An 11,026-nucleotide genomic window follows, 5' to 3' on the forward strand; every position below is an offset into this window, starting at 1 on the left:
TATCTGCCACTGCTTGATGGCGATCTGAAGGGGTTGAGAGTGGCCTGGAGTCCGGACCTCGGCTACGCTACTGTTGATGAACAGGTGCTCAAAGTAACCGAAGCCGCCGTAAAGACCTTTGCCGGGCTCGGTTGTGTTGTCGAGGCTGCCAATCCCGACACCGATAGTCCACAGGACTCATTCTCTGCGCAGGTAGCCGCCAGCGTGGCGACTTTTCCAGGGAGTGAAATGGAAAAGTCCAGGGACCGTATCACGCCTGACTTCGCTCGTTTCATTGAGCGCAGCCTGAATATGCTGGCCACGGATTATCTCAAGGCCCGCGTTCGGAACATCGAATACTCGAGCAATATACAGGCGTTCTTCGCGGACTATGACCTGCTACTGACACCGACAGTCGCAGTCCCTGCGTTTGAAATTGGCATTTCAGGACCGAGGGAAATCGCCGGAAAGAGGGCGGCTCCCCTTGGATGGATGCCATTTACCTATCCATTTAACATAACGGGACAACCGGCAGCCTCGGTACCCTGTGGCTGGACAGATGATGGTTTACCTGTCGGGCTACAGATTGTGGGGCGTCGTTTCGACGAAGGTACCGTGCTGAAAGCGGCCGCTGCCTTTGAACGGGCAGCGCCGTGGGCAGACAGGTATCCCCCGTTGGGCTAACGTGCTATCGACGTGCTACCGAAGGTAGCCGTGCTACTTTCGGTAGCACGTTACTTGCGCAGCAGGAACACAGTAGCGATTCCGCCCGCGCCGGAGCACTGCGCCAGCCCGATATTGGCCTTTTTAACCTGCCGGTCACCAGCTTCACCCCTTAGCTGCGTGACAATTTCGTGAATCATACGGATACCGGTAGCGCCGAACGGATGACCCATGCCCTGCAATCCACCATCAGTATTGACCGGCAAACTGCCATCGATCTCAGTACCGCCGGACATCTCCAGTTTCCAGGCCTGGCCTTTCTCAACAAGCTTCAGTGACTCTATACCGAGCAGTTCACCACTGGTACCGGCATCATGTACCTGGACCACATCAACATCTTCTGGCCCCACACCGGACATTTCGTAGGCTTCTCTACCGGCAGCCGCAATCTGGTCGCTCTCATCACTATCGCCGAATTTGGTGGTGCGCAATCCAGTACCAATAATCGTAACCAGACGGTCAGGGTCTTTGATGTACTTATCGGCTACCTCGCGGGCGCAAATAATCGCTGCTGAGCCACCCTCACTGGTAGGGCAGCACTGGAAGAGTGTCAGGGGGTCGGAAATCATGCGGGAATTAAGTACGTCCTCAAGGGTGAATACCTTTTTGTGGTGGGCATAAGGATTCATGGACGCATTCTTGTGCGCCTTTACCGATACCTGTGCAAAAGCCTCTACCGGTGCCCCGTACTCGGACATGTATCGGCGCATCATCTGGGCATAAGCGGCCATCATGAAATCGGCACCGATGAGCCGTTCAGGACTATCACTGCTGGTAGTGGTTACCGGGCCACGTGGCACCTTTTCAGCGCCAAAGGCAAGGACGATGTCAAACTGGCCGGTAGCGACCGCCCAGAAGGCAAGCCAGAGACCGGTTGAACCGGAGGAACAGGCGTTCTCCACGTTGATAACCGGTATTCCGGTAAGGCCAAGCTGTCCCAGGATAATCTCTCCCATGGACATACCCTCGTAATACACATGCCCGAAATAGGCCGCTTGAATATCCTTGTACCCTACCCTGGCATCATCGAGGGCTTCGAGGACGGCCGTTCTGGCTAGGTCGTGCGCTGATTTATCCGGGAACCGGCCGAAAGGGTGCAGTCCCACACCGGCAATAACTACTTCACGTCCGGGTTTCATAACCATGTCTTGCCTCCTGGTAAGTCTATTTCTAGTACGGATTCTGGTGTTACGGTCAGTATCATATAAGGGCTATCAAGACGGCCTGGGACGCCATTTATAGACGACAATCTCGTTTCCATTCTTGTCTGTACCGCCCACCCTCATGGTCAACTCGACCGCCAGTCCCACCTTGAGGTCTTCTTCAGGACAGTCCACAACCTCCGAAGCTATGTGAGGGCCTTCCGGGATTCTTACTGTGGCCAGGAGGTAGGGGACGTCACCCTGCCATCCCGGCGGGGCCTGCCGCACAATGGTATGGGTAGTGACAACGCCCTCGCCGGTGAGTTCCACCGGTTTCAGGTTGGCAGAGGTGCACTTGAGGCAGAATTGCGGCGCACCGAAGAAGGTCTGTCCGCAGTCCTGGCACTTCTTCCCGAGGAGTACTCCCTGGGTACCGTCCTCGGAGATTTTCAGACGTGTTTCTGTGACCGAAACGCGCTGTACAGGCTTCCGTTCCTCTTCTTTGTCAGTCTCACTCATGCTGGTATACAATCCCTTTCCACTTGATTTTAGCTAGACGGCGTGATATGCACGGTACACACCGGCCGCTACGGTAGACCCAATCCGGCCGGCACAATTTCTATTTCTGGATTATCTTCTGCTCCCGGAAAAAGCGGAGCAGTTGTCCGGCAATATCGTCGGGGTCACCCTCCAGGTAGTCACTCTTCTTCTGGACTATACCGCCACCCATGATTGCCCGCAGCTTGTCCGCAGAAGACAGCTTGCTGTCGGGAACGAAGAGGCCTTTCATCTTGGGCTTGGGTGGTGATATTCGCATGGTCCTGGTTCTTGACCCGGTCACGCCTGTCTCTTCCCGGGATAACCCCAGGTCGCCGCAGTTCTGCCTCGGTATCTGTCTGTTTCTGGCTTTGAGGACTCCCTTTATTGTAGCATTCCGGGGGGTATTGAGGCCAGTCTCTACTGCCAGGACCGTTGGCAAACTGCATTCCACGACTTCGCGGTCTCCCTTGGAGAGTTTCCTCTGTAAAACAAGACTACCTGAATCCGGGCCTATGTCTACCTTGACAACACTTCGGACAAGAGAAACGCCAAGTATCCTGGCAAGGTAGGCACTTACCTGCCCCGACTGGCTGTCATCCGCCCTCTGCCCGCAGAGGATAATATCATGGGGAATAGGGCTAATAGCTCTGGCGAGGGTACACGCGGTGGCATAGCTGTCACCATCGACAAATGCGGAGTCGTCCAGAAGGACGGCATCGTCAGCGCCCAGGGCGAGACACTTGCGCAGGGTCTCTTCGGTCTCGGAAGACCCCAGGCTGATTACAGTTACCTTGCCGTTACCGCTCTCTTCCTTGATGCGTATCGCCTCTTCGATGGCCAGCAGGTCCTGCGGATTCATTACGTCGCTCGATACCATAGCCTGCACAGAGATGACTCCCTTCTCAACGACCACCCTGCCTTCGATGTCAGGTACTTGCTTTACACAGACGACTATGTTCATAGACTACCTCATGTCTTAGGGGTTACTCAGTGCTTCAAACACTGCATCCGCTCCAGGTTCGGGCTTGTCCTTGAGCGCCTCACGCAGTTTCGCTGTCAGAACAGGCAATACCTTGAGAACGTCGCCGATAACACCTACATCGGCCATCTTGAAGATAGGGGCTTCACGGTCGGTGTTTATGGCGATTATCGCCTTGGCATCTTTCATTCCCATGGTATGCTGGATGGCCCCCGATATGCCACAGGCAATGTACAACTTTGGTCTAACCGTCTTCCCGGTCAGACCTACCTGACGGTCACTGGTGATCCATTCATCATCAACCGCCCGCCTGGTGGCTGCTACCGAACCGCCAATGGCATCAGCCAGCTCTTCGACAAGTTTCCAGTTCTCCCTGCTCCCCAGACCTATTCCGCCGGCAACCACTATCTCCGCCTCGACCAGGGCTACCAATCGGGGGTCGCCCCGAAGTAAGTCCACTGCCTTCGTCCCGGGGTCTTCAAGGTCGATATCGACCGGCAGAACCACAACCTCAGCGCTTGCCGTATCATCGGGTGTTTTGAGGTCAATAGCGTCAGGATTAACCGTGGCCATCTGGGGTCGGCTCGTTGGACAGATGATGGTCGCCGATGCCTTACTGCCGTATATTGGTTTGACCGCTGCGAGCAGGTTATCTTCGCCGACATCCAGCCGGTCACAGGCTGTGACCAGACCGGTGCCGAGTCTCGCTGCCAGTCTTCGAGCAATGTCGGCGCCGGTAATACTTTCCAGCGACAGCACCATGTCGGGTGAGTGCTGTTCGATAGCTGCCGAGAGTAGCTGAGTATCTATCTCCACAGAACGTTCAGGCGCTGCCGGGTGCTTGATACAGAGGACGCGCGAAGCACCGTATCGGGCTAGCTGCGTGACCAGTTCCTCAGGTATCTCTCCAAAGATAACGGCAGCGAGTTCCTGGCCTGTTTTGCCAGCAACTTCACGGCCATGACCAACGAGTTCCAGAGAACCGTCTTCCAGTTTATCGTCCCGGTGTTCTACCAGGACCCAGACCCCACCGGTAGAGGACATAGCTTCTAGTGCTCCCCCTTTCACCACAGTATACAGTCTGAGTGGGTGTCTACAAAAGTCTCCCTGCGGTTGCCCCTTCCCTGGTGGCGTCATGCACTCTGCGGACACCGTGAACGTCTCCCGCCAGGTGTATCTCCTTCACTCTATCTTTGAGTGCGTGATACAGGGCATTGTCTTCCTGTCCGCCGCAGGCAATGACCACGGTATCTACTCCTCTGATGCGACGCTCCTCCCCGGTGAAGATATTGTAGGTAAGGACACTATCCCCGGAAATCTCCCTTACCCAGGTGTGTGGAGTAAGCACAACCCCTTTGCTGAAGAGGCGCTGGTAGAGAATCTGCTTGGTGCATGGTTCCAGCGTGGCCCCGCAGTGGTACTCCCGGGATATCACCTCAACCCTCTTACCGAGGTCGGCCAGGAAGTCGGCGGTGCTCAACGCCTGAATATGCTCGTCACCCCCGATGATGACTACATTGTCTCCTGCAGCAACGTCGCCGCGGAGAACCTGGCGGGTTTCGCAGACATTGTCGCTATCCATACCGGGAATATCAGGGATATACGGAACGGAACCGGTAGCGATGACGACAGCATCCGGGGCCTGCTGGAGGACCGTGTCTACAGTTACCTCGGATTCCAGGTGGACATCAATATCGAGCAGCTTCATCTGGTATGTATAGTACCGTCCGAGGTCAAGGAAGCCATCTCTTCCCGGGGCTTTGGCGGCAACAAGTGTCAGCCCACCAAGCTCAAAACCACGCTCATAGAGGGACACTTCGTGACCCCTCAGGGCGGCCACACGTGCTGCCTCCAGGCCAGCCGGACCGCCGCCAATCACCATGACCCGTTTCTTGTCAGGTGCCGGGATAAGCTCTCCCCAGCCGGTTACTCCCTCCAGGCCCACTGCCGGGTTCATGGTGCACGTCATACCGACATTCATACCGATGACAAGGTCGCGTGTTCCCCGTGCCCAGCAGCCCTCGTTGCAACCGATACACCGCCTTATCTCGTCTACCCGGCCTTCCTGACTCTTGTTGGCGAATTCCGGGTCGGCGATGAAGGCGCGTACCATGCTAACCATATCCGCCTGCCCGCTGGCCAGAATCTGTTCCGCCTGAACGGGGTCGGTTATCCTTCCCCGGGCGAATACGGGTATATCCACGACCTGTTTGGTGGCTGCGGCAGCATACACGAAAGAGCTGAGCGGAAAATACATGGGGTCGATGACGGTAGCCGTGGAGGTATAGGTGCCGACGCTGATGTTCAGGTAGTCCAGCTTGCCATCCCTGGTCAGGAGCGGGGCTATCTTCAAGAAGTCGTCAAGGGTATAGCTGCCTTCAACAAACTCCTCGGCATTGACCCTGAGACCGACCACGAAATCTTCACCCGCCGCGTCTCTGACGGCACTGATGACCTCCAGCGGGAATCGCATCCGGTTCTCCAGGCTGCCGCCGTATTCATCCGTACGCTGGTTGAAGAACGGGGACATAAACTCGGAAATCAGGTACCCGTGAGAACCGTGGATACCGACGCCGTCCGCGCCGGCTTCCTTGGCCACTGCGGCAGCATAGGCATAGGCTTCAACAGTCTGCTTTATCTCGTCCCTGGTCATCTCGTGGCTGATACGACGTTCCAGGAGCATGTTGGGCATCAGCATACTGGATGGGGCCCAGGCAACCTCCATCCCCCCTGACAGGCCCTCCTGTCCACCGGAATGGGCAATCTGGCAGATTAAGCCCGCCCCGTACTCGTGTACGGCATCAGCCGCCTGCTTGAAAGCCGCAACCGCACCCGGCTGCCGGAAGATATTCCTCCTGGGGTCAATAGACGTCAGATACGTGCCGATAAGGCCGATGCCACCCTTTGCCTTGGCGACCCAGTAGTTGATGAGCCTTTCGCCGGGCAGGCCGGTGAGTCGTTCGGGATAGCCCATGGGGTAGTGCGGGCTGCTGAAAATCCGGTTCCTGACTGTCAGCGGGCCGATTTTGATTGGTGAAAAGAGGGTCTTAAACTCCTGCGCCATTATGTTCCTCCTTAATTGTCATCCCCGCAATCTGTGGCGGGAGTGTCGCTCCAATAGTGGTTTTCTGAACAGGAGATTCAACCTGATTCCGCTCTGGTCCCGTTCCAGGCGTGCATGAAGAACTGCTTCATATCATCGGCCGAAACCGGGTATTGAGTTATTGTACAGGTCACATCATGGCTGGTCAAGCAGATGATCGAGGGCGTAGACAGGCACTATATCGAGGGATAAGTGTATTCACACGGCAATATTCAGGGCGGATGGGAGCAGACTGAAGCGAGCCGGAGCCTCCCCGAGAAGCTCACCATCCGCCTGCAGAAATATCCGCTGCCTGGACTCTACCTCTACCTTTCTGGCCCTGGTCATGGTTACCTTGGGGTGTGTCAGGTGCGTGCCTTTGTAGATTCGCGGAAGTGACCACAGCAGGTCCGGTTTGCTCAGGTCATCTATCGTTAGAACGTCAAGCAGTCCGTCCGTGGGGTCGGCATCCGGTGCCACAAGCATGCTTCCCCCACCGTATTTTCCGTTGCTTGCAACTACAGAACAGACCCTTTTCTCCTGCACCTGACCGTCCAGCTTCAGGGTTATATCTCTGTTCCTGTAGCAGAGGAGGGTGGTCAACAACCCCAGCAGATATGCCGGCAGACCACCGAGGGCTTTATACTTCTGTGTGGTTGCGCGGACTACTTCAGCATCGAAACCCAACCCGGCGAAGTTGACGAAAAGCCGCTTCACCTGGTCACCGTTGTTGGCATACTCAACAACTCCAATATCCACCTGGAGCTTCGTTGGATTCAGCAGTCGTTGGCAGGCGTCCACGTAGTGGGGAGGAATGCCAATGGTGCGGACGTAGTCACTGCCTGTCCCGGTACTGATGATGCCCAGAGTTACGTCCTTAATAGCGCCGCTGTCGTAGAGACCATTGACTACCTCGTTTATCGTGCCATCCCCGCCGACGCATACTACGAGTTCATAACCTTTCCTGACCGCTGCTCTGGCCAGCTCGATGGCGTGCTTGGGAGCCTCGGTGATATCGTGTTCAAAGCGCAGTCCGATGCTCTTCAGCAGGTCACTGATATGTGGCCAATTTTTGAACGTCCTGCCGGCTCCGGCAACAGGGTTAACGATGAGTTTCGTGTGTAGCAAATGCAGTATCCCCCCGAATGTTTCTACTTGTAGTCAGCCCCTGACCGTTCACGCGGCCATTCTCCAATCGCGGTGAAGCCTCCCGGCCCTCATCGCTCATGTCACTAACAATATATCCAGGGCACCCGGTTGTCAATCTCTATACCGGTGTCCAGGACATACTATACACTTTTGAGGTTACGGGTACGGTGAGTATATTAGAGAGACCCTGAGATTACTCGATATTGACCGAGATCACCTGGAGTAGAGGAAATCGCCAACTGGACCAGTATGGACTACCGCACATGACCTCAACCCTCAAGAGTCATCACATTTCTCGTACCGGACGATTGCATCAGACCTTCTTGCGTTTCCACCTGCCGAGTCGGAAATATATTACGTAGGCAACTGCCCCCGCAACCATACCGACCACCATAGCCCACCGCACCCCATAGACGCCGAAATCGGTAACGCGTGGCAGCAGCAACGATAGGGGTATTTGCACTACCCAGATGGTTAGCAGGGTAGCCAGCATCGGTGGTACAGTGTCACCAACCCCGGAGAGGCATTGCCCCATTACCGCATTCAGTCCCAGCACCAGGTAACCAACCGCCGCTATCCTCAGAAAGCTGCTGGCCAGTTTCATTAACTCAGGCTCGGTGTTGAAGATGCCCACTACCCGTTCAGCCCACAGCAGTATTACCACCGCACAGGCGACCATGAAGCCCTCCCCCAGCCCAACTGCCAACCAGCTAGTCTTCTCCGCCCGCCCGGGTTGACCTGCCCCCAGGTTCTGCCCCGCCAGCACTCCAGCACCGACACCCAGCCCCATAATCGGGAAGAATAGCTGGACCTCAATCCTCTGTCCCAGGCTGTGAGCCGCCACAGCCACAGTGCCGAAGGGAACCATAATCCACATCAACGCAAAGTGACCAAGAGACCTTCCCATACCGGTGAAAGAGGCAGGAATGCCAACCTTCACTATGCGCCATATCGTACCAGGGTCGAGACGAAAATCACCCAGGGTCAGTCGCAGCCGCGTCCGTCCACTGAGCAGAATCCACAGTCCGAATGCCATTCCCAGGCTCTGGGAAATAACATTGGTCAGCGCTGCGCCACTGACGCCCAGACGGGGAAATATCCACCAGCCCAGCACGAGGAAGGGGCAAAGGGCTACATGGAAGAGTCTGAAGGAGACGGCTATCTTCATCGGAGTCATTGAATCCCCCGAGGCTTGCATGATTCCCTCAGTCATCATCCGAAAGGACATAGCCAGTGAGCCCACGAGCAATATACGCAGGTAAGCTGCACCCTCAGAAACGACTTCTGCTTCCATCCCCATCAAGGTTAGTAACGTTTCGGCAAAGAAGATACCTGCCGCCATCAGGACTATGGCGAAACTGGCGCTGAGAACGAAGGCCTGTCTGGCTACATGATTGGCACCGCTGGCGTCCCCTTCGCCAATGAAGCGAGCGATCATGGCTCTCGCGCCAACGACAAAACCCATCATCGCCGAGTTCACCAGCATAACGGCGGTACCGGCAACACCCACCCCGGCGATAGAGGCAGTTCCCAGCTTGCCCACCCATATCATGTCAATCGTCGGGCCCAACATGTTGAGAGTACTGCTTATCATCATGGGCCAGGACAACCGTAAAAGGTTGCCAACGATGCTGCCTTTTGTCAGGTCCCTGTCAAATGCCGCTGGTCTGCTCATTTACCAATACTGCTTCTCTGAATCTGTCCACGAATTTGCTGCCAGTATCCGCCCCGGACAGTACCGTTCCACTATATCCACGTTTCCCGAGAACATGACCCAATACTAGCATATCTTCGTCACCTTGTACCTGTGGAGCACTATTGGGTGTGCTGGCGTATCGGCAAGACTTGACAGGGAAAGAAAATGCACCCGGGGGGCAATTCTTCCCATTGACTGTGCCACCTGTTGAGCTGGAGTTCCCGGTACTGGAGCAACCTGGATAGCTTCAGGGGATGACCGCAGGGTGATGAGACTGAAAGCCAGGGCAAAGGCTCTACCTGCTGTACAGTACACCCCACTACCGGAGATACTTCACATAACGTAGCAGTCATATGTATGGGAGCTTCCGGTACTGCTGCCTGGAACCAGTACATGAGAGGCTGGCCTTTATGTTAGCGGTATTCGGTGACGCTGGACCGGTAATCCCGGAGGGCAAACATCAGCAGGGTGGCGGTAAAGGCCCAGCTACCATAAGACGGGAGTCTGCGGGCCTACAGTTGCCAAATCCGGCGCGCCTCTTCCAGGTCACTGGGGAAGTCAATATCTATCCAGGGACGGTCAGTAGTATGTACTCTGATTTCCTGGCCCTTGTCGATGAGACGTCGGATAAGTCGTGGGAAGCTAGTATCAAGGTTGGTCCTGGCGATTTGCTCCAACTCTTCGGTCAGAACCGGAATAACATCTGATGAGAACTTGGCCATGCCAATAAATTCGCCGTAGGGCTCTTCTACATCCTTGCCAATTGCGCTTACCGCTCCCTGCTGAAGCACCACCTTTTCGGCTTCCTTATCAAGACCCTTCGGGTCGACCACCAGGAGGGTACTATCACCCTGATCGAGGACTTCCCGGATAAGGTCTGTCTGGTATAGGGTATCGTCGTACAGCAGGAGGAAACCCGATTTGAGTTCCTGCCGCACCAGCCATAGATTCATGGCCACGTTGCAGACCTCATAGAAGGGGTTGTAGATGCAGGTAGCTTTCCCCCGGCAGAATTCCTCCACCTGGTCGGTGCAAAACCCGGTTATTACTACTGTATCCCTGACCCCAGCATCGTGCAGTGCGTTGAGCTGGTGGTCAAGGATAGGTCTCCCGGCTACCTCCAGCATACTTACCGGTGTGTTCTTGGTGAGGGGTAGCAAGCGGGGGCTTCTGGCGGCTGCTGTGATTATGCCTTTCATTTTGTCAGCTCTCCACTCCTGTGATTAGACGCATGCGCACGAACGCGCTGAGGCGGTCTATCAGGGTTACGGTCACCACCATGACTATTAGTGTGGTGAGCACCTCCTGGCTCTTGAAAAGTCGAATACTGGTAATAAGCTCAATGCCGATGCCCCCGGCCCCTACCAGCCCCAGAATGGTGGCTGCGCGGAAGCTGTGCTCCAGATAGTAGAAGGTGTAACCAATGAACAGGGGCTTCACCTGGGGCACAATGCCGTAGTAAACAGTCTGGATGCGGTTGGCGCCGGTGGCGGCTATGGCAGTTACCAGGTCTTGATTAACGGATTCGATTGTCTCGGAGAAGTATTTGCCTAGCGCACCGAGAAGGTGTACGGTGAGGGCTAGGACACCGGGGAAAGGTCCCAGACCAACCATTGAGACAAATATGAGTGCCCAGACAATCTCGTTGATACCGCGACAGGCATCAAACAGAGTTCGGGTAGCCTGATATACCGGACGGTAGGGCATGATATTCCTGGCAGCCAGGAATGAGAGCG

At 55.7% G+C, this 11,026-nt stretch carries 10 protein-coding genes; 1 reads left to right on the forward strand and 9 read right to left on the reverse strand.

Going from position 1 to position 11,026, the window contains the following annotated elements; all coding sequences use genetic code 11:
- A partial coding sequence (locus VMW13_09900; protein ID HUV45128.1) for an amidase family protein occupies window positions 1–663 on the forward strand: 663 nt, incomplete at its 5' end.
- Window positions 664–713: 50 nt separating this feature from the next.
- On the opposite strand, the gene VMW13_09905 is transcribed toward VMW13_09900, so the two are convergent.
- The 9 genes from VMW13_09905 to phnE form a co-directional block, all read right to left on the reverse strand.
- On the reverse strand, window positions 714–1,841 hold the full coding sequence (locus VMW13_09905) for a thiolase family protein (protein HUV45129.1): 1,128 nt from the start codon (window positions 1,839–1,841) through the stop codon (window positions 714–716).
- 75 nt (window positions 1,842–1,916) lie between these two features.
- Window positions 1,917–2,363, reverse strand: a complete 447-nt coding sequence (locus VMW13_09910) for an OB-fold domain-containing protein (GenBank protein HUV45130.1) — start codon at window positions 2,361–2,363, stop codon at window positions 1,917–1,919.
- Window positions 2,364–2,463: 100 nt separating this feature from the next.
- The gene (locus VMW13_09915; GenBank protein HUV45131.1) at window positions 2,464–3,345 is read right to left on the reverse strand and encodes an electron transfer flavoprotein subunit beta/FixA family protein; all 882 of its coding nucleotides are present in this window, start codon (window positions 3,343–3,345) and stop codon (window positions 2,464–2,466) included.
- Between the two features lie 15 nt (window positions 3,346–3,360).
- Window positions 3,361–4,407, reverse strand: coding sequence for an electron transfer flavoprotein subunit alpha/FixB family protein (locus VMW13_09920; GenBank protein ID HUV45132.1), 1,047 nt, complete (start codon window positions 4,405–4,407; stop codon window positions 3,361–3,363).
- A gap of 49 nt (window positions 4,408–4,456) precedes the next feature.
- Window positions 4,457–6,427, reverse strand: a complete 1,971-nt coding sequence (locus tag VMW13_09925) for an FAD-dependent oxidoreductase (protein HUV45133.1) — start codon at window positions 6,425–6,427, stop codon at window positions 4,457–4,459.
- 237 nt (window positions 6,428–6,664) lie between these two features.
- Window positions 6,665–7,573, reverse strand: coding sequence for a diacylglycerol kinase family protein (locus VMW13_09930; protein ID HUV45134.1), 909 nt, complete (start codon window positions 7,571–7,573; stop codon window positions 6,665–6,667).
- A gap of 334 nt (window positions 7,574–7,907) precedes the next feature.
- Window positions 7,908–9,269, reverse strand: coding sequence for an MATE family efflux transporter (locus tag VMW13_09935; GenBank protein HUV45135.1), 1,362 nt, complete (start codon window positions 9,267–9,269; stop codon window positions 7,908–7,910).
- Between the two features lie 533 nt (window positions 9,270–9,802).
- Complete coding sequence (locus VMW13_09940) at window positions 9,803–10,489, reverse strand: phosphocholine cytidylyltransferase family protein (protein HUV45136.1); 687 nt, start codon at window positions 10,487–10,489, stop codon at window positions 9,803–9,805.
- 4 nt (window positions 10,490–10,493) lie between these two features.
- Window positions 10,494–11,026 (reverse strand): phosphonate ABC transporter, permease protein PhnE (gene phnE, locus VMW13_09945; GenBank protein HUV45137.1); only part of this gene is annotated, 533 nt, incomplete at its 5' end.

The sequence above is a fragment of the Dehalococcoidales bacterium genome (assembly GCA_035529395.1).
Lineage (GTDB): Bacteria > Chloroflexota > Dehalococcoidia > Dehalococcoidales > Fen-1064 > DUES01.